The 17,399-nt window shown below is 68.5% G+C and carries 20 protein-coding genes and 3 pseudogenes; 10 read left to right on the top strand and 13 right to left on the bottom strand.

Annotation, left to right across the window (positions count from 1 at the left end; translation table 11 throughout):
• Positions 1–496: 496 nt before the first annotated feature.
• On the top strand, positions 497–1,465 hold the full coding sequence (locus tag WAB15_RS01205) for an alpha/beta hydrolase (protein ID WP_399150589.1): 969 nt from the start codon (positions 497–499) through the stop codon (positions 1,463–1,465).
• A 55-nt stretch (positions 1,466–1,520) separates the two neighbouring features.
• Here WAB15_RS01205 and WAB15_RS01200 read toward each other — a convergent pair whose 3' ends face one another.
• Positions 1,521–1,700, bottom strand: a complete 180-nt coding sequence (locus WAB15_RS01200) for a hypothetical protein (protein ID WP_407284931.1) — start codon at positions 1,698–1,700, stop codon at positions 1,521–1,523.
• Positions 1,701–2,452: 752 nt separating this feature from the next.
• Between WAB15_RS01200 and WAB15_RS01195 the strand changes: the two are divergent.
• Positions 2,453–2,614 (top strand): annotated as a pseudogene (locus WAB15_RS01195) (transposase); the annotation flags it as partial.
• A gap of 131 nt (positions 2,615–2,745) precedes the next feature.
• Here the strand turns inward: WAB15_RS01195 and WAB15_RS01190 are convergent.
• From WAB15_RS01190 to WAB15_RS01180, 3 genes and pseudogenes are all read right to left on the bottom strand, one after another.
• Positions 2,746–3,003 carry a hypothetical protein gene (locus tag WAB15_RS01190; protein WP_407284930.1) on the bottom strand — a complete coding sequence of 86 codons (258 nt, stop codon included), beginning with the start codon at positions 3,001–3,003 and terminating at the stop codon, positions 2,746–2,748.
• Between the two features lie 389 nt (positions 3,004–3,392).
• Entirely contained in the window at positions 3,393–4,241 is an 849-nt protein-coding gene (locus WAB15_RS01185; RefSeq protein WP_407284929.1) for an NAD(P)H-binding protein, read from the bottom strand.
• A pseudogene (locus tag WAB15_RS01180) lies at positions 4,238–4,665 on the bottom strand (nuclear transport factor 2 family protein). The gene WAB15_RS01185 and the pseudogene WAB15_RS01180 overlap by 4 nt, the downstream one beginning before the upstream one ends.
• A gap of 195 nt (positions 4,666–4,860) precedes the next feature.
• On the opposite strand from WAB15_RS01180, the gene WAB15_RS01175 reads away from it, so the two are divergent.
• Positions 4,861–5,349, top strand: coding sequence for a TetR/AcrR family transcriptional regulator (locus WAB15_RS01175; RefSeq protein WP_407284928.1), 489 nt, complete (start codon positions 4,861–4,863; stop codon positions 5,347–5,349).
• A gap of 164 nt (positions 5,350–5,513) precedes the next feature.
• On the opposite strand, the gene WAB15_RS01170 is transcribed toward WAB15_RS01175, so the two are convergent.
• Complete coding sequence (locus WAB15_RS01170) at positions 5,514–5,921, bottom strand: RidA family protein (protein WP_399150595.1); 408 nt, start codon at positions 5,919–5,921, stop codon at positions 5,514–5,516.
• Positions 5,922–6,030: 109 nt separating this feature from the next.
• On the opposite strand from WAB15_RS01170, the gene WAB15_RS01165 reads away from it, so the two are divergent.
• On the top strand, positions 6,031–6,411 hold the full coding sequence (locus WAB15_RS01165) for a winged helix-turn-helix transcriptional regulator (RefSeq protein WP_399150596.1): 381 nt from the start codon (positions 6,031–6,033) through the stop codon (positions 6,409–6,411).
• Between the two features lie 248 nt (positions 6,412–6,659).
• Here WAB15_RS01165 and WAB15_RS01160 read toward each other — a convergent pair whose 3' ends face one another.
• Positions 6,660–6,785, bottom strand: a complete 126-nt coding sequence (locus WAB15_RS01160) for a hypothetical protein (RefSeq protein WP_407284927.1) — start codon at positions 6,783–6,785, stop codon at positions 6,660–6,662.
• 94 nt (positions 6,786–6,879) lie between these two features.
• Positions 6,880–7,104 carry a hypothetical protein gene (locus tag WAB15_RS01155; RefSeq protein WP_407284926.1) on the bottom strand — a complete coding sequence of 75 codons (225 nt, stop codon included), beginning with the start codon at positions 7,102–7,104 and terminating at the stop codon, positions 6,880–6,882.
• A gap of 269 nt (positions 7,105–7,373) precedes the next feature.
• Here WAB15_RS01155 and WAB15_RS01150 point away from each other — a divergent pair, with 269 nt between their 5' ends.
• Positions 7,374–7,847, top strand: coding sequence for a VOC family protein (locus WAB15_RS01150; protein WP_407284925.1), 474 nt, complete (start codon positions 7,374–7,376; stop codon positions 7,845–7,847).
• Positions 7,848–8,061: 214 nt separating this feature from the next.
• Here the strand turns inward: WAB15_RS01150 and WAB15_RS01145 are convergent, their stop codons facing one another.
• A complete protein-coding gene (locus WAB15_RS01145; RefSeq protein ID WP_407289137.1) occupies positions 8,062–8,997 on the bottom strand; it encodes a DUF5996 family protein in 936 nt (311 codons plus the stop codon).
• Between the two features lie 109 nt (positions 8,998–9,106).
• On the opposite strand from WAB15_RS01145, the gene WAB15_RS01140 reads away from it, so the two are divergent.
• A complete protein-coding gene (locus WAB15_RS01140; protein ID WP_407284924.1) occupies positions 9,107–9,685 on the top strand; it encodes an HAD family hydrolase in 579 nt (192 codons plus the stop codon).
• 72 nt (positions 9,686–9,757) lie between these two features.
• Here the strand turns inward: WAB15_RS01140 and WAB15_RS01135 are convergent.
• A pseudogene (locus tag WAB15_RS01135) lies at positions 9,758–10,228 on the bottom strand (ATP-binding protein); the annotation flags it as partial.
• A gap of 14 nt (positions 10,229–10,242) precedes the next feature.
• On the opposite strand from WAB15_RS01135, the gene WAB15_RS01130 reads away from it, so the two are divergent.
• The 4 genes from WAB15_RS01130 to WAB15_RS01115 all read left to right on the top strand — a co-directional run bounded on the left by WAB15_RS01130 (position 10,243) and on the right by WAB15_RS01115 (position 13,769).
• Positions 10,243–10,650: a hypothetical protein gene (locus tag WAB15_RS01130; protein ID WP_407284923.1), complete on the top strand. Its 408-nt coding sequence runs from the start codon at positions 10,243–10,245 to the stop codon at positions 10,648–10,650.
• A 121-nt stretch (positions 10,651–10,771) separates the two neighbouring features.
• Positions 10,772–12,058, top strand: coding sequence for an ATP-binding protein (locus WAB15_RS01125; RefSeq protein WP_399150602.1), 1,287 nt, complete (start codon positions 10,772–10,774; stop codon positions 12,056–12,058).
• A gap of 274 nt (positions 12,059–12,332) precedes the next feature.
• Positions 12,333–13,010, top strand: coding sequence for a LysE family translocator (locus WAB15_RS01120; RefSeq protein WP_407284922.1), 678 nt, complete (start codon positions 12,333–12,335; stop codon positions 13,008–13,010).
• 84 nt (positions 13,011–13,094) lie between these two features.
• Positions 13,095–13,769 (top strand): HAD family hydrolase, encoded by a 675-nt coding sequence (locus WAB15_RS01115; protein WP_407284921.1) that lies wholly within the window; start codon positions 13,095–13,097, stop codon positions 13,767–13,769.
• Between the two features lie 199 nt (positions 13,770–13,968).
• Here WAB15_RS01115 and WAB15_RS01110 read toward each other — a convergent pair whose 3' ends face one another.
• Genes WAB15_RS01110 through WAB15_RS01095 form a run of 4 tightly spaced genes read right to left on the bottom strand, consistent with a single transcriptional unit; the run spans position 13,969 to position 17,277 of the window.
• Positions 13,969–15,249: a ferritin-like domain-containing protein gene (locus WAB15_RS01110; protein ID WP_407284920.1), complete on the bottom strand. Its 1,281-nt coding sequence runs from the start codon at positions 15,247–15,249 to the stop codon at positions 13,969–13,971.
• Between the two features lie 6 nt (positions 15,250–15,255).
• Positions 15,256–15,951, bottom strand: coding sequence for a putative DNA-binding domain-containing protein (locus WAB15_RS01105; protein ID WP_407284919.1), 696 nt, complete (start codon positions 15,949–15,951; stop codon positions 15,256–15,258).
• A complete protein-coding gene (locus tag WAB15_RS01100; RefSeq protein WP_407284918.1) occupies positions 15,944–16,795 on the bottom strand; it encodes a DUF692 domain-containing protein in 852 nt (283 codons plus the stop codon). The genes WAB15_RS01105 and WAB15_RS01100 overlap by 8 nt, the downstream gene beginning before the upstream one ends.
• Positions 16,792–17,277, bottom strand: a complete 486-nt coding sequence (locus tag WAB15_RS01095; protein ID WP_407284917.1) for a hypothetical protein — start codon at positions 17,275–17,277, stop codon at positions 16,792–16,794. The genes WAB15_RS01100 and WAB15_RS01095 overlap by 4 nt, the downstream gene beginning before the upstream one ends.
• Positions 17,278–17,399 lie beyond the last annotated feature (122 nt).

Raw genomic sequence — 17,399 nt, 5'->3', positions numbered from 1 at the left:
GGAGTGAGCAGGTGGCTTTCCGCTCCTGAGGGGGAAATGGCAACGCGTGCGCGTCCTTCAACGTGCGTGGCGCCGTCTGCGGCAAAAGACCGCAGAACGCGTCTCGCTCCAGTACGTGACCCCATGGGGCGCAGCAGATCGGGACCGCCACCGGTGCTGGACAGACCACGGCGTTGAAGCGTTCTCCCTTGAATCACACGTGATCCCACCAGTGACGGTCGGTCGGCTCGGTCGGCGTGTCCGCTCGTCGGTAAGCCTGTCACCGAGGAAGCCGTGTCGTCACAGAGCCGAGAACCCGGCGCGGGACGGATCGGGCGGTTCTTGGAATGCAGCTGCGGAGGACGGGCAATTACAATGGACATATATGCCCATCAGGGGCTTGAACAAGGGCGGAGGCTCTGCCGACCGCCCCACCGCAGCCCGAGCGCAGCGCGGCGTTCTCCAGCGCCCCGCGCTCCCTATGATGCGCTTCTCGGATTTCCCAGGGAGCATTCCCATGGCTGGTCAAACCGCCGTAATCGTCCTCGAGCCCGAGGCTCAGGAGCTCGCCGACGCAACCTCGCAACATCCGTTCCTGTACGAGCTGGATCCGACCGCAGCGCGCAAGGTGCTCGACGACCTCCAGGCCGCGCCGGTCGACAAGCTGCCGGTCGACGAGGAGTGGGTTTCGGTTCCGGCAGCGGTGGGCGACGTGCGGGTACGCATCGTCAAGCCGCAGGGCGCCACCGGAACGCTGCCCGTCGTGTTGTACATGCACGGCGGTGGCTGGGTGCTGGGAAATGCCGGTACTCACGACCGCCTGGTGCGCGAGTTGGCGGTCGGCGCCCGTGCGGCAGTGGCCTTCGTGGAGTACACGCCGTCACCCGAGGCGCACTACCCCGTGGCCATCGAGCAGGGCTACGCCGCCGCGCAGTGGATCGTCCGCGAGGGGGCGTCCAAGGGGCTGGATGCACAGCACATGGCAGTGGCCGGGGAATCGGTCGGCGGGAACATGACCGCCGCACTCGCCCTCATGGCCAAGGAGCGCGGTGACGTCGAGTTCGTGCAGCAGTCGATGTACTACCCGGTCACGGATGCGGCCATGAACACCGGTTCCTACGACCAATTCGCCACCGGCTACTACCTGAGCCGCAAGCTGATGGAATGGTTCTGGGACGCCTACACGACCGACCCGAACCAACGCGCGGAGATCACCGCGTCTCCCAACCATGCCACCATCGAGCAGCTCTCCGGCCTGCCGCCCGCCCTGCTGATCGTCGACGAGGCCGACGTGCTGCGAGATGAGGGCGAGGCGTACGCCGCCAAGCTCCGAGCAGCCGACGTACCGGTGACCACGGTGCGCTACGACGGCACGGTCCACGACTTCATGATGCTCAACTCGCTGAGTCACTCCAAAGCCGCCCGCGGAGCCATCGACCAGGCAACGGCGTTCCTGCGCAACGCCCTTGGAACCGCCCAGGCCTAGCGAGTTGGTGCGTGATAGTGGATGAGGGCATGGTGTCCTGCTCGTGGGGTGTTGCTCAGGCTTTCGCTGGGTCGGAGACGAGGCTGACGGTGGCTTGGTAGGTGGCGGGAAGCTGGTCGCGGCGGTGGGTCCAGCGGGTCGGTTGCTTCCAGCGTTTGTGGTCGGGGAGGGCGTGTTCGACGGTGATGCGGTCGGAGGAGTGCCAGTGGCGGTCATGTTCCCAGCGGGAGTGCACTGGCGGCAGTGTGCTTTTGTTCGGCTTCCTGGTGGTGTGATCGCCTGGCCTGGATGATCTCGCCGGATGTCCCTCGGTCGCAGACCGGCGGCGAGGACACCGCCGTCACGGCCATAGCCGCCCGGTGCCACTGATGACGAGCAAGGCGACGCTCGCGAGATCCTCACCTGCGTGACCGCAAAGGCAATACCAGCTCCTACGCGGCCGCGCGGACCGCCGCTTCGGTCACCAGAGCAACTCCTCACCGCGGTATGGGACTTCGCCGACGCCCACGCCGCCAACCGCCCGAACCGTCAGTCCGAAGGAAGAGTCCCGGTCCGAACCGCACCCGTCCGACAAGAGAAGGGCCTCCGAGAAGAGAAGGGCCAGGTCGCCATCGACGAGTGACGCCACCAGCCCCCACCAACTACAGAGAGCAGCACTGTTGATCACTTGACGCACCTTCACCGGCGGACTCGCCGCGGGAGTCGCAACGGCCGGTGCCCTGTCCTCCCGGACGGCGGCTCATGCCGACGAGACACCGGAGCCCCACCTTGGGGTCCTCCCGGTGCGCAACGTCGTACTCGTGCACGGTGCACGGCTGTCCGCACGAGATGCCCCGCGCGTGATGTACCAGGTCGGCGGCCGGCTCCCGCTGCACGCCACCGCCCCCGGGCTCGTCCTGCTGGCCGACGCTGGCGACCCCTTGCCTCAAAAGGCAGTGTCCGAGACGGGTCGTGTGACTGGGTTGTGCCCGTGTCGTTCCGATCCCTGTGGGGCGGGGTGATTTCTCTGGTGCGGAGTGGGCTCGGCTGGAGCCGCACCTGCCGAGGAACGTGGGCCGGGGCGGGCGTGGGAAGAGTCAGCGCCGGGTGATCAACAAAATTCTTTTCCGTGAGCGGACCGGTGTCCCGTGGCGGGATCTGCCAATGCGTTCGGTAGATGGACCCCTCTTCGGCGTCCGGGCCGGCAGCAACGGCTCGGTCCGCGCCCACTGCATGTCAGTAAACGGCACACCCGGACCAACGAACGGCTGGCTGATCCGAACGAGACTGCATGGCCGCTGTCAGGCGTCTTCGGGATCCAGCTCGAACGTGAAATAGACGCTCAGCGTGTAGGGCTCGTCCTCGCCGTCCAAGACATCCCACGACACGTCTACCAGGCGGACTCTCTCTTCCCGCAGCCACTCATGGGCTTTCCTGAACGCGTCCGCGGCAGTTGCGCCGAGGAACAGCTTCCTGGCCATGGGATGCACCCCGGTCTCAGCATCCGAATCGTCGAAACCCTCCGGAACATCCAGGCAGAAGTTGGGATCGAACACCATTGAGTACGCCCTTCCAGTTGGTTTATCAGTACGAGTCGACAGACGTTGCCCCTCTGAGCACGATGCCTGCTAAGACCGCCGCAAACCCGGAAGAGTTGCTTGTGCCGACGATGCGGCGAGGTGACGCCTCCGGTGGAACGGCCCCGCGAAGATCCACACGACACGCTAGCCGCGGCCGGCCGGCCGGCCGGCCGGCCCGCCGACGAACGGACCGGTTCAGGGCGCGCCGCGAGCCTGAGGCCGTGTCCGCTCGCTCGTCCACCACCGCGTGCCGGGGGTAGGTGCCGCATCGTGGACGGGTACGCGAGGGGCCGCCCTGGCACTGACAGCCGCACCCGACGGCGGGCAGGGCCAGTCGGCTGCCCGAGAGGCCGGACCCGGGCCGTGCGTCAGCTGCTTCGTGCCAGCTCGCGTTCGGCGACTGCGCGGAAGCTGTGCGGCGGGCGGCCGGTGAGGCGCTGGACAGTGTCGGTGGTGCGGTCCTCGGACCCCTCGGCGATGGCGCGGTCCATGCCTGCCAGCATCGCGGCGAACTCCAGTGGCATCGCGGCCGCGAGCCGGTCCCGCATCTGTTCAAAGGCCAGGTGGCGGTGGAACGCGGGCCGGCCGGTGACCTCCGTGATGATCGTGGCGATGTCGTCGTGGCTGAGCGCCTCCGGTCCGTTCAGGACCAGGTCGGTGTTGGGCGCCTGATCGTCGGTCAGGGCGCGTACGGCGACGGCGGCGATGTCGTCGGCGTCGACGAAGCCGACCCGGCCGCTCCCGGCGGCGGTCAGGATCGTGCCGTTCTTGCGGATGCTCTGGGCGTGTGCGTGATTGCCGGTGAAGTTCTGCATGAACCAGGAGGGCCGCAGCACCGCCCATTCGCCGAACAGAGCGGGCAGGGCCTGGTGCACCGCTCCCACTGCCGGGCCGCCCTCGGGTATGGCCGAGGAGCTGAGCAGCACCGCGCGGTGTACGTCGGCGGCGCGGGCCTGTCGGAGGAAGGGCAGCATGACCGAAGCCGGGTCGGAGTGGCCCAGGGGCGGGATGAGGTAGACGCGGTCGGCTCCGTCGAAGGCGTGTGCGTGGGTGGTGGGGTCGTACCAGTCGAAGCGGACCGGTTCCGCGCCCGGGACCGGGGTGGCGTGACGGCTGGCGGCCTTCACGCGGTGGCCGGCCGCGATCAGTTGTGCGGCGGTCCGACTGCCGGTGGTGCCGGTGGCCCCGATGACCAAAGTGGTGTCGGTGTCGATCAACGGTTGCTCCCGGCGAAGTCGACGCCGGGCTCCTGGACGGCGAGGGGGTTCCAGTAGTCGCGGTAGGTAGTGAAGTGCCCGTCCTGAACGGTCACGACGGCGATGTATCGCACGTCGAACGGGCTGGCGGTCTCCATCAGGCGGCCCACGCCGCGCATCTCGACCACGATGGTCTCGGGGTCGGTGGTGTCTGGTGAATCCGCACGTCGGGGAAGTCGTGCAGGTCTATGTGGTCGGGGTAGTGGCGCATGTATGCGGCGATGGACTCCTTTCCCTCCAACCGCCCGGGCCAGCCCTGGGGAGCGAAGGGGAACTCCAGGATGCCGTCCTCGGCCCAGAGGCCGACCCAGTCGGGGATGTTCTTGTCGAGCAGCAGTTGCAGGCTGTGCCGGTACAGATCTGCGGGTGAGGTGTTTGCGGGCATGAGTTTCTCCGTCCCGTACGATACGGACCCGAGGTCCGCTTCCTCGAAAGATACGGACCGCCGGTCCGCATCGCAAACGGAGGAGCCCCATGACCGAGCGCAAGCCACGCGAGGACGGCAGCCCGGTTACGGGCTGCCGTCCTCGCGGCCGCCGACACGCTCTTCACCTGCTGCGAAAGCCCTGCGGACGTCACCATGGCCGACATCGCATCTGCGGCCGGCGTGGGCAAGGGGACGCTCTTTCGTGCCTTCGGTGACCGCACCGGGCTGATCCGCGCGCTGTGCGAAGGGCGATTCGAACCGGTCAGGGAGGCCGTCGAGGAGGGCCCGGCGCCGCTGGGGCCCGCCACCCCGCCGCTTCAGCGGGTATCCGCCCTGCTCGACGCCGTCCTGCGCCTCAAGCTCGACAACCGCCACCTCACGCTGGCCCTGGAGGGAAGCGGCAGGGGCAGCCCCTACCGGGCGGAGCGCTACGAGCGATGGCACACCCTGCTCCACGGCATGCTGGAGCAGGTCCTGGGCCTCACCGACAGCGACTTCACCGCACATGCGCTGCTCGCCGCCGTTCGAGCCGATCTCGTAGAGCACCTGGCCGGACAAGGGCGCGTACCCCGCGAAGAATTGAGGCGGCAACTGGCGAGCTTCACCGCCAAGATCCTGGGTACTCGCCCCTGCGGAGGCTGACCTGCAGCGGCTGACAGGCGGCCGGCCGGTCGCCCGGTGCCGCTCCGGCTTGGCCCCCGCCCCGGCCACCGCCGCCCCGAACCCCGTCGAGCGCGGACATCCGAGAACGCCCGCGGAAAGGTATCGGACAGGTCCAGCAGGAAGGACACGCGAAGCGCATTCGTTCAGGCGAGGACGGCGGTGGCTTCGATCTCGACCAGGTGCTCGGGCACGTCCAGTGCCGCGACACCCAGCAGCGTGGCCGGCGGTACCGGGGTGACGCCCAGCTTCGCGGCCGCCCGGGTGATCCCCTCAAAGAGCAGGGGCATCTTGTCGGGGGCCCAGTCGACGACATACACGGTCAGTTTCGCCACGTCGTCGAAGGAACCACCGGCCCCGGCCAGGGCGGTGTTGATGTTGAGGTAGCACTGCTCGACCTGAGTGGCGAGGTCGCCCTCGCCGACCGTGACACCGTCGACGTCCCAGGCGACCTGCCCGGCGATGAAGACCAGCTTCGACCCGGTCGCGATCGACACCTGCCGGTAGACGTCGACTTCGGGCAATCCGTTGGGGTTTACGAGGGTGATGGCCATGCTGCCTGCCTCCATTGCTTTGCGAGCCACTCTCTTGTGGTTACTGGGGAACCGTAGGAGAGTGGCCGCTGACATGGAAGAACGCACTTTTCAGTGACTGGGGAACCTGATGGTGACCAAGCAGTTCAGCGGCTCGCCCGAGGATGCGGACCTGAGGCGCGCGGACTCTCTGGCGCGGGAGATCTTCTCGGACGTCGCCAACAAGTGGGCGCTCCTGATCATCGAGTCTCTCGGTGAGCGCACCCTGCGCTTCAGCGAGTTGCGGAACGAGATCGAGGGTGTCAGCCACAAGATGCTCACCCAGAACCTGCGCATGCTGGAGCGCAACGGTCTGATCGAGCGGACGGTGCACCCCGTCGTGCCGCCGCGGGTCGAGTACACCCTCACCGAGGCGGGCCGGGCCCTGAGGGTGACGATCGACGGACTGTGCGACTGGACCCACCACTACCTCGGTCACATCGAAGCCTCCCGCCACCGCTTCGACGCCTGACGGGTGAAGCACTCACCTGCCGTGCAGCCGACCACCTAACAGGCCATCTCATTTGCATGGTTTGCGGCCATCGCAGAGTTCGCACACGTCGCTGCCGGGGTGCGTCTGTTGGCGCGGCCCGGCAGCGAGCTTCAGTCATCGCCGATCAAAGGGACTGCCGTGAGAACTTTCCACTGGGCGAACAGGCGGGGCCCGCAGGCCAGTTACGCGTCTCGAACGTCCACGGCGGGCCCACGGCGGATCCGCCGCTAGAGTTCGTCGTGGTCCGGTGGCGTGTCCTTGGACGGTTCCTTGGTCACCACCAGCTTGGCCTCCCCGCAGTCGAAGAGTGCCTTCACAGCCGTGCCCGGGCCGTTGGGGCGAGAGACTTCCATGTCGACTCGACAGTCGTGGAGTTGCTGGTAGAAGAGCTCGAATCGAGATCGGCGTGGGTGATGCTGTCGCCCGAGGTGTTGTTCTGCGGGCCGTTCACTGTGGCGATGGCGTGTTGTGGGCGAAGTCGTTCTCTCTGAGCTCGTCGGCGCACCTGCCGTACTCGTCGGTGCTGTTTGACGCGGCGATCAGGTTGTGGATGCCGACCTCTCCGTTGCGAGTGGGGTTGGCGATCTCTCCGTCGACTTCGAGTCGGTCGAAGTTCTGAGCCGAGAGGAGTTCGCCGCTGCATTCGCCCAGACAACTGGGATGGCGTCGCACAGCCTTCTCAGGTCATCGACGAGTACGGCAACCCCTGCCTTCGGGTCCTGGTTCACTTCGGCGACGATGAGGAGCGCGGTTTGCGCTACCCGGTCGCCACGATCGGCGCTGACGACCTGGAGGGGGCTCGTCGCACATGCCGTCCAGGCCGGTGTCCTCATTCGCCCGCGGCGGGCTCTGCAGACGGGCCCGGCCGCGGGCCGGACGACGGTTGACGGGCTCTGCCGGGTGGGAATGCCGGGCGGCCGCCCGCGCCATAGGCTCGGCATATGTCCGATTTCATCTCCGCAGGCGCGTCAGCCGAGGACCTTCCCGCACCGGCCGAGGGCCTGCTGCTCACGCACTTCCTCACGGTCGGCGACGTCCCTCGCTCGCGGGCGTTCTACGCCGATGTGCTGGGTGGGCAGGTGGTGCTGGACGAGAACCCCTGCATCATCAAGGTCGCCAACAGCTGGATCATTATGAACCCCGGCGGCGGGCCCACCGACGACAAACCCGACGTCGTCCTGCGCATACCGGAGGACCCCCACACTGTCTCCAGCTTCCTGAACGTACGGGTGGCGGACATCCACGGGTTCTACGCGACGGCCCGCGCCAAGGGAGCCGAATTCCTCACCCCGCCCGTCGACCGGCGCGCCGAGCTGCGCTGCTATATGCGCGACCCGGACGGCTACCTCATCGAGGTCGGACAGTCCACGGGCCTGCTGAAGGGCATCCTGGCACGCACCGGCACCGAAACCTGACCGCTGAACGGCGCCTCACTGACCAGCTTCGAACCGGGTGAGGACTGGTTCTGGAACGTTGAGACCGAGCAGTACTACGAGGGGCCGGAGCTGGCCCCGCCCACCGCGCACCCGGACTCGCAGTCCACTCCGGGTCCCCGGGAAAAGGTCCCTGGGGACTGGGAGCTGCAGCTCCGCTGACCGCGCTCGATCGTTGGACCCTCCGGTCCGGGAGTCAGATTTGCCGGAGCGGGTCCGTGATGCCTCCGGGGCACGCGAGCGCCGCGATGTCCCATCCTGCGCGTCCGGCCCCGGCCCGGTAGGCGCTTTCGTAAAAGGCGAGGACGGCGGCACGGGGATCGGTCTCGACGCGGGCCGCGTCGTAGCGCAGCACGGCCAGGTGGCTGTCGGCGCGCGCGACCCACCGCGCAGACGCGGGGCTGAGCGGCTCCCCGGCCAGGCCGGCGGGCTCGGGGGCGGTGTAGGAGTAGAAGGCGGGCTCGGTGAAGGTGTCGTCGCCGAACCAGAAACCGAAGCTGATCACTTCTTGGGAGTACGCCTCACGGGTAACGGGGTCGGCCTGCCGGGGCTGGTCGATCCGTCGCCCGGAGAACCGGCTGTGGGCGATGTCGAAGGTGTGCCAGAAGTGGTGCACCGGACTGCTCTTTCCCGAGTAGCCCGCCGCGAACTCCTCCAGCACGGACGCCACCTGGCTCAGGACCCGCCAGTAGCGGTTGGCGGCCACGGGATCGTAGGTCGCGTGCTCGGTGTCCTCGGCGAATGGGCGGCCGGCGTCGGGCAGGTCGAAGGGCCTGGGAATGGCGATGTCCACCCGGACCCCCAGCGCGGCCAGAGCGGCCAGGGTCGCGTCGTGGAAGGACGCGACGGACTGGCCTGGAAGCGGGAAGGCCCGCTCTTCGCCGTCCAGCGTCGCGACGACGAGCCGGTGGTCGACGAAGTCGAAGTCGATCGTGAAGATCGGATTCCCGTCGACCTGACCCATCGGACGCGTGGTGATGCCGTGCCCCGTGACATGAAACGGGACGTTCCACCAGTGGTTGCGCCGGGCGCTCGCCGCCAGGCGGATCTTGCCGACGATCTGCGCGAAGCGGTGCAGCGTCTCCTTGGTATCCCGCCACTCCATCAGCGGCATCGGCGGGAACAGCTCCATCACGCTCCCATGATGCCCCCGTGTGCGGCGTCCGGCACCCGGGCTGGGGGGCGGAGGCGGGCACGATCTCCGGTCCAGGGGCGGGCGGCTCGGGCGCTCGGCGGTTGGCGTGCCGAGCGATGTGGGGGCTTCGGTGGCGGCGCGCTCGGTGTCGGTCATCGGCGCGGGGCCCGGGCGCATGGTGTCGCCGTGGAACCGTTCGAAGGTCAAGGATGCGGCTGCCCATCTGGACCCAGCAGTCGAGCGGAAGGTGCTCGATGAGCTGTTGGCCCAGGAGAAGGACAGCGTGCTGCCGGTCGACGGAGCTGCTGATCTGCTGGAGGCGTTGTCCGGCAGTCCGTGGGCGATCGTGACCTCTGGCGACCGGGCCTTCGTCGAAGCCCGTTTCGCAGCGGAGGGGCTCCCCCTCCCCGCTGTGCGGGTCTACGGCAGCGATGTGGAACACGCGAAGCCCGCGCCGGACTGCTTTGCCCTGGCTGCGTCACGATTGGGCGTCGCCACCTCGGCGTGTCTGGTCGTGGAGGACGCGCCCGCGGGCATACGGGCTGCTGTGGCGGCTGGCTGCACTGCGATCGGCTTGACGACAACACACTCGGAGGAATCGCTCCGGCAAGCACACATGTGCGTCGCGTCCTTGGCGGAGGTGCGAAGCCTGCTGATCACGCAAGGGCTAGTGGCCAGTCCCTGACGCGATGTAGTCCACGGCCACCTCGGCAACGGACCGTCCCAACCGGGGCGGTCCGTTGGAGCTTTCGAAGCGTCAGCTGGCCTTGGCGGGTTCTTCGGCTCGTGCTCGGGTGCTGGCGAGGCGGTAGGAGTCGGTGCCGGTCTCGATGATGGTGCCGTTGAAAGTGAGGCGGTCGACGATGGCCGCGCAGAGCCGGGGGTCGGTGAACGTTTTGGTCCAGCCGCCGAAGGACTCGTTGGAGGCGATGGCGACGCTGTTCTTCTCCTCGCGTTCGGTCAGGACCTGGAAGAGGAGTTCGGCGCCGTGGCGGTCGAGTTCCATGTAGCCGAGTTCGTCGATGCAGAGGAGGCCGACGCGGCCGTAGCGGGCGATGGCCTTGTTCAGCCGCTTCTCGTCGGCGGCTTCGACCAGCTCGTTCACCAGCTTCGTCGCGAGGGTGTAGCGGACGCGGTAGCCCTTCATGGCGGCCTCGGTGCCCAGGGCGATGAGCATGTGGGACTTGCCGGTGCCGGAGTCGCCGATCAGGCAGAGCGGCTGGCGTCGCACGGGCCTTCCGCGTGCACACCGTCGTCCTGGACCGGATGCTGCCCGACATCGACGGCCTGCGGGTGCTGCACCTGCTGCGCGAGGAGTTGAAGACGATGTGCGTTCACTTCCTCACCATGTGTGACGTCGTCGAGGGTCGGATCGCCGGGATCACCGCGAGCGACGACACTGGGGACACAGGCAGCCGTCCCTGGGACGCCCGCTCCGGCAGCGGAGGGCCATTCCGCGTACATGCCATGGCCGCTGCGGGCGGACGCTCCGGGCCAAGGTCGGGGCACGGCAGCGACGAGAGGGCCACCTGGTCCCTCGCGGCGTGCAGCTCGGCGAGGGACAGTGGAGAGACGGCGCCATTGCAGGTGTTCTGCCGGCCCGCGCCCGCCGGCCCGACGGCACCGGAACGGCTGCTCGCTGAATGGTAGGCACGCGGTGAGATCGACGACGGGGAGTACCGACAACGCCTGTCCGCGCTCGGCGGCTCGGCGAAAGCCTGACGGCCTGGAGCATGATCCACCGGCATCGGCTGGGAGAGGTGACTGGCGAATGTCCCCGTGGCGGGTCCGTGCGCTGGAGGAGGGCGACCTGGATCAGGTGGTGCGCATCTGGGAAGAGGCACCTGGCGCCACCGTGGACTTGGCTGTGAGCCTCGCTGAGGCGTTGAGCGCGCTGCACGCCGAGGCGCCCGCCGTGGTCGCGGTGGTGGGAGACCAGGTCGTCGGCGCCGCGGTGTCCTTGATGGCGCAGGAGCGGGGGTGGGTCCTGCGGATGGCCGTGGGCAAGCCGTGGCGAGGACATGGCGTCGGGCAGGCACTGCTGGCTGCATTGGAGGAACGGCTGGGGCGGTCCGGCGTGCGCCGCATCGGCGCGCTACTTCCGGACGGGGAGGCCATCCAGCGGGCGTTCACCCACGCCGGATACGTGCGTCGCCCCGACCTCTGCTACGCCGAGAAACTGTTGACCGCGGACTCGGCCGAAGCAACCTTGCTCGATCAACTCGGCGGAGCCGTCCCGGACGACGGCCTGTGGGAGAGCATCGCGGGAATGAGTGCCGAGAAGACGCTGATCGAGCGCCGACTGGTGCTCCCACTGGAACACCCCGAGCTCGCCGGGCAGTACCGGCTGGTGCCGCCTCGGGCGGTGGTGCTCTTCGGCCCACCCGGCACTGGCAAGACCACCTTCGCGCGAGCGGTCGCCTCCCGCCTGCGCTGGCCGTTCATCGAGGTGTTCCCCTACCAACTCGCCGACGACGCGCACGGCGTCGCGGCCGCCCTCCGCCGGCTCTTCGCCCGCGTCGAGCACCTGGAGCAGGCCGTGCTGTTCTTCGACGAGGCCGAGGAGATCGCCTCCGAGCGGCACGATCCGACGACACTGGCGCACCGGGTCACCAACGAGCTCCTCAAACTGATCCCGCAGTTCCGGCGCGGCGACCGCAGACTCCTGATCTGCGCCACCAACGCGGTGCGCTCCCTCGACCCGGCCTTCCTGCGCCCCGGCCGTTTCGACTACCTCATCCCGGTCGGCCCGCCCGACGCCCAGGCCAGGCGGGCCATCTGGATCCGCTACATCGGTCCCGACCGCGCGGCCGGCCTCGAACTTGACGCGCTGGTCGAGGCCAGCGACCGCTTCACCCCGGCGGACATCGAATACGCGGCACGCACCGCCGCCCAGAGCGCCTTCGAACGCCATCTGTCCTCGGGTCCGGACGAGGGAGCCGACCCGGACCGGCTCACCGGCGACTACCTCCAGGCCATCGCCCACACCCGGACGTCCCTGACCGAGGACGACATCCGCGCCTTCGACCGTGACCTCAGGACCGCCGCTCGGGTCTGACGCGTTATGGACACGGCCGCCCATCAGGACGTCCATGGCACGGTCACCGTCGCCGCGATCCGGCTGTGGATCCGTTAGCAATCCGGCGGCAGTCCATGGATGCCCTGGCTCCAGAGGAGCCCGAGTCGACCGGCTTGCCCCATCGCTTGAGGCGTATTCCGGGAACGTCACCTGAGGTGTGATGCGCCGAACCGAAGGTGAACACTGCCATTTCTGCCCGATTTCGGGCAGGAAATGTGGACGCCCTGCGGTTCCCGACCTAGGGTGATCGCTCATGATCACCCTGGACGCAATAGGGACTTTCGCCCTGATAGTGGGACTCCTGACCCTCACTCCCGGACTGGATACCGCACTCATCCTGCGCACCGCGGCGCTCGGGCACCGCCGTCGCGCCTGGGGCGTGGTCCTCGGCATCCAGAGCGGCACGCTGGTCTGGGGCGTGCTCAGCTCGCTCGGTGTGACCGCACTGCTGACCGCGTCTCACCTCGCGTACGAGACTCTTCGTTGGGTCGGAGCCGCGTACCTGGTGTGGATGGGCGGCAAGCTGCTGTGGGCCACCTGGCGCCACGCATCGAGCGAGAGCCCGCAGACAGCGGGGACCGGGGGCGCGACCTTGACCGGGGGCGAGACCAAGGCCAGGACAGGCGTCGACGACACCCTGCTCAGCGGCTGGTGGCAAGGGAGCGTGACCAATCTCCTCAACCCGAAGATGGGCGCCTTCTACGTTGCGGTGCTCCCGCAGTTCATCCCCGCCGGCGCCTCGCACCTCGCTTCAGGTGTGCTCCTGGCCGGTGTCCACATCCTCCTGGCCATCGTCTGGGCGTGCGCGCTGATCGCCTTCGCGGCTGTGCTCCGAGGGCGCCTGCAACGGCCCTCAGTCCGCCGTTACCTCGACCGCATCACCGGCACGGTCATCGCCGCCTTCGGCATCCGGCTCGCGCTCGGACAGTGAGGCACCGATCGGCGCGACCGCAAGGCCACCGACAGCCGCCGAAACGGGCAACCCGTGCATCACCTGAAGCGATAGGACATCTGCATGTGCTCACTCCCCACCAGCACCGAGGCCGTGGTCTTCGACTGCGACGGCCTGCTGGTCGACACCGAAGCCTGCTGGACCGTTGCGGAAACGGCTATCTTCGCGGCGCACGGCCATCCCTTCGGTCCCGAACAGAAAGCCCTGGTGATCGGCCGCACCGTGGAGGCCGCCGGAGAGGCCATGGCCCAATACCTCGGGCGCCCCGGCGCCGGTGCCGAACTCGCCGCCGAACTCCTCGAAAGAGTCCGCACGGAGCTGTCCCGAGGCGCCGCGGCCCTCCCCGGGGCGGCGGAACTGGTGCGCGCCTGCCGGGCGGCCGTCCCCATCGCCGTAGCCAGCAACAGCCCCCGGGAACTGCTGGATGCGGCACTGTGGTCGGCCGGCCTCGCTGACTACTTCACCCACTCGTTCGCCGCCGACGAAGTGCGCTCTCCCAAGCCCGCACCCGAGCTCTACCTCACTGCATGCGAGGCACTCGGTACGACTCCCAAACGCTCCGTCGCCTTCGAGGACTCGGCCACAGGCATCGCATCGGCGCGCGCTGCCGGGCTCTACGTCGCAGTCGTACCATCCCTTCCACGAGCCGACCTCGACCACGACTGGCTGGGCACCAGCCTGGCCGAACCCGAATTGCGAGACTGGGCCAGGAATCTGGGAGATGGCACGGTCCGCTGACCCACGTGCCCCGCTCCTGCGCTCAGGAGCCGTCACTCTGACCGGACCGAGCACGCTACGACGGGCCTTCCCCACCTGGTTCTCCGGCTACCTGCTCCGCGCCACGCCTGCCACAGTCCCAGCCCGGTAGTCCCGCAGCCCTGCGACGCGACGGCGCCCTCCGTATGGCCGGAGGGCGCCGTCCGCATGCTCGGGGTCGTCAGGGAAGCCGGATGTCCGGCAGCAGCGAGATCTGCCGCTGGACCCCGTCGTCACCGCCCAGTGCGGCATAGCTCGGGAGCAGCCTCTCGCAGAGTGCGGCGAGTTCGGCCTTCGGCTGCTTGGTCTTGAACGCGTAGTACTGGAAGGGCGGTCCGGCGTTGACGGACGGCTGCCCCTTGACGAGCGGTGTCCGCACCAGGAGCTCGCAGACCGGGTACAGCAACCCCTGCATCACGGCGATGAAGCCGCGTTCGTAGGCGTATCGGTCGCTCTGCGTGAACAGGTCCTTGTCCTGTGCGGGGTCGTGCACCTGCATCGGCGTCCGGTAGATGGCGTCCAGAAGCGCCAGGACGTAGCAGTAGACGGCGTTGGAGAACTCCATCAGGTCCTTGACGGTCTGGTCCGCCTTGACGGTCTTCAGGTCCGGGTCGTCGAGCACCGGCCAGATGACTTCGGCGTCGTCGATCGTGTACTTCTGCTTGCCGTTGTCGTCACAGACGACACCGATGCCGCCGAGGCCCTTGGCGATGTCGGAGAACTTGGTGTAGTGGGACGCCTGCCATTTGCCGATGTCCTGCGGCGGGTGGTCATCCGTGCGCACGATCGGGTCGGGGAGCAGGCCCTTGTCCTCGGGAGCTCCCTCGCCCTGGTCGACGATGATCTGCATCGCCTGGAGCGCGGACGCCTCGTCCACGATGAGCCGCGGCTGGTCGGAGCCGCCGTTCTGGTTCCAGTAGGCCCGGTGGTACTGGAACTTCCACAGGTCCTTCTTCGCCTTGGCCCAGTCGATGGTCGAGCTGAGATGGTGGATGCCCCGTTCGATGCGCGCGTAGAACTCGCCGAGGGAGTGGTACGGCTCGATCTCGCCGAGAGCGGCCTCCGGAGGGGCGGCCGGCAGCTCGATCTGCATGAACGTGTTCCTGACCTGGTCGGTGGAGAGCTTCCGCAGTCGCATGGGCAGCTTGGGCTCGCGCATGAGCATGTCGCCCGGGTAGGTGGGGATGACCTTGGGGTCGTAGAGCCGGAAACTCGTGTCCCCGACCGCGATCAGCAGGTTGCGCACCAGACTGAGGTGCAGCATCTCCTCGATCGCCACACCGATCATCGTGCGTTGCGCCGACGCGCCGGCCGCCCACTGCGAATAGCCGCGTGTCTTGATCGAATAGGTCGCGTACAAGTACAGGGGAACCGTGGACAGTTCGACTTGGGCGGCGGCCTTCAGATGGTCGATCAGGTCCTGCAGGTCGGTGATCTCCTGAACCGATTCCTTCGTGGTCACGGTGAATCAATCCTCCGATGCCGATGCCGATGCCGATGCCGATGTCGATGCCGCTGGGGAAGTTGGGGGATGCGAAGAAGAGACGTGCAGTCGCGCGTACGCCCCCGGGCTCAGCTCCCGGGTGACGACCGTGAAGTGCCGTCGGGTCACGGCGAGATGGACGGTCCGCTGTGCGGGCGGATCCGGTTCCTCGCCCCGGTGCACCGCGGCCAGGTACGCGTGGACGGGCGCGCAGACCCGCAGCAGCCGCAGGGGCGGCGCCGGGGCCGTGCCGTCCTCGGTGCCGGGCGCGTCCAGGACCTCGGTGAAGGCCCGCTCGAAGCGGATCAGGTCGATCAGCAGGTCGATCCACGCCTCGCGCTCCGCGCCCGGCCCGGAGTCAGGCCGCGTACGGGCCAGGTGGCCGGCGAAACCGGTGCTGAGCCCGGCCAGCGTGGGGGAGCGGGAGGGGTGCGCGTCCAGGTGGTCCTGCGCGAAACCGTCGAAGATCTCCTGCCCGAGCAGGTGCACCGACCCCGGGTGCAGGGTGCGCATGCACTCCAGCAGCCGCAGCCGGTAGCCGTGTTGGTGGACGAGCAGCCGCTCGCGGGCCGACAGCCGGCTGGACGCGGTGATCGTGTGGCCGGGGTCCTCGCCCGTGGGGTGAAGGATCAACGACTGCATCCAGCGCTGCACGGCGGCCAGCGAGGTGGCGTCAGCCACGGGAGCCCCCCGCCGGGGCGGCTGCCGCCCGCTCCCGTGCCCTGTCGAGCTCGGCCAGCAGCTCCGGGAACGGCGGCAGCTTGTCGTCGCGTTCCAGCAGGGTGGACACTCCGCCGGTCAGCTCGGTCGTCAGCCGGTACAGCTCCCACACCGGTTCGGACACGGGCGCGTCGTGGGTGTCGACGATGTGCGTGCCGTAGTGGGTGTGCCCTGCGAGGTGCATCTGGACCACGCGCTCGTGCGGCAGCTCCCGCAGGTAGCGCACCGGGTCGAAGTCGTGGTTGAACGCGGAGACGTGGACGTTGTTCACATCGAGCAGCAGCCCGCAGTCCGCCTCCTCCGCCATCCGCCCGAGGAACTCCCACTCGGCGAGCGTGGAGGCGCGGAACTCCACGTAGCTGCTGGGGTTCTCCAGGACCAGCCGACGCTCCAGCACGTCCTGGACGATGCGCACGCGGCGCACGACGTGGTCCAGGGTCTCCTCGGTGAACGGCAGCGGCAGCAGGTCGTGGGTGTGCACGCCCAGCACGCCCGTCCAGCACACGTGGTCCGAGACCCACGGGGCCCGTACCTCGTCGGCCAGCCGCTTCAGCCGGCGCAGGTAACCGAAGTCCAGGGGGTCCGTGCTCCCGATGGACAGCGAGACCCCGTGCAGGACCACCGGGTACCGTTCGGCGATCTCCGCCAGTGCGTGCCGTCTGCCGCCGCGGGTGTCCAGGAAGTTCTCGGAGATGATCTCGAAGAAGCCGACGGCCGGCCGGTGCCGGCGAATGTACGGGAGGTGCGGCGTCCGCAGCCCGACCCCGAGGCCGAGGTGCGGCAGGCCCAGCCGTGCCTCGCTCACTGCGGCTGCGACATGTAGTCGTAGTGCGGCATCCGATCATCCTCGACACCCTCGCCCGGCGCCGGGCCGAACGCCTTGCCCGCCGCGTACATCCGCGCCTCGAAGAGCCGGCGAGCCTGCTTCCACACGCTCTTGCCCTTCAGCGGGCCGGCCGAGAAGACCCGGCTCTCGTTGATCGGGCTGGCACAGCTGCCGTTGTAGCGGCAGTCCTGCTCGCCTGGGTGGAACTGCTCGTAGTCCGTGCCCGCGTAGCCGCAGCCGCCCTGGCCCCGGCAGGCACCTTCGCCGTGGCAGACGTGGAGGACGGTCGCGCAGGTGCCCATGCCCGCCATAGGGGCCTGGCCCGACGCGTCGAGCCCGACGCAGGAGTTGAGGCCCATGCAGACGTGCAGCTCCCGGGCCACTTCCTGGGGGAGCAGGTTGGGATCCGGGTCCGGGCACCTCTTGGGGCTGCGGGCGGAGTGCGCGGGGCGCTCACTCATGGTGGTCGTTCCTCTCGGCTCGAAGACGAAGGCCACACCCTGACAGGGCGGCCCGAGAGGACGGCAGGGGGAGATCCGGCCACGGCGCCCCCGGGGCAACAGAACCGGCCACTGTCCGGTCC

The sequence above is a fragment of the Streptomyces sirii genome (genome assembly GCF_045690365.1).
GTDB classification, from domain to species: Bacteria; Actinomycetota; Actinomycetes; order Streptomycetales; family Streptomycetaceae; genus Streptomyces; species Streptomyces sirii.
This window is presented reverse-complemented; position numbering and strand designations above follow the sequence as displayed.

Bases quoted from the DNA above. Each gene is read 5' to 3' on its own strand.
- WAB15_RS01150 (WP_407284925.1), top strand. From the start codon at position 7,374: ATGTCCGATTTCATCTCCGCAGGCGCGTCAGCCGAGGACCTTCCCGCA.
- WAB15_RS01170 (WP_399150595.1), bottom strand. From the start codon at position 5,921: ATGGCCATCACCCTCGTAAACCCCAACGGATTGCCCGAAGTCGACGTC.
- WAB15_RS01120 (WP_407284922.1), top strand. From the start codon at position 12,333: ATGATCACCCTGGACGCAATAGGGACTTTCGCCCTGATAGTGGGACTC.
- WAB15_RS01165 (WP_399150596.1), top strand. From the start codon at position 6,031: ATGGTGACCAAGCAGTTCAGCGGCTCGCCCGAGGATGCGGACCTGAGG.
- WAB15_RS01160 (WP_407284927.1), bottom strand. From the start codon at position 6,785: ATGGAAGTCTCTCGCCCCAACGGCCCGGGCACGGCTGTGAAGGCACTC.
- WAB15_RS01175 (WP_407284928.1), top strand. From the start codon at position 4,861: ATGGCCGACATCGCATCTGCGGCCGGCGTGGGCAAGGGGACGCTCTTT.
- WAB15_RS01145 (WP_407289137.1), bottom strand. From the start codon at position 8,997: ATGGAGCTGTTCCCGCCGATGCCGCTGATGGAGTGGCGGGATACCAAG.
- WAB15_RS01205 (WP_399150589.1), top strand. From the start codon at position 497: ATGGCTGGTCAAACCGCCGTAATCGTCCTCGAGCCCGAGGCTCAGGAG.
- WAB15_RS01095 (WP_407284917.1), bottom strand. From the start codon at position 17,277: ATGAGTGAGCGCCCCGCGCACTCCGCCCGCAGCCCCAAGAGGTGCCCG.
- WAB15_RS01190 (WP_407284930.1), bottom strand. From the start codon at position 3,003: ATGGTGTTCGATCCCAACTTCTGCCTGGATGTTCCGGAGGGTTTCGAC.
- WAB15_RS01115 (WP_407284921.1), top strand. From the start codon at position 13,095: ATGTGCTCACTCCCCACCAGCACCGAGGCCGTGGTCTTCGACTGCGAC.
- WAB15_RS01125 (WP_399150602.1), top strand. From the start codon at position 10,772: ATGTCCCCGTGGCGGGTCCGTGCGCTGGAGGAGGGCGACCTGGATCAG.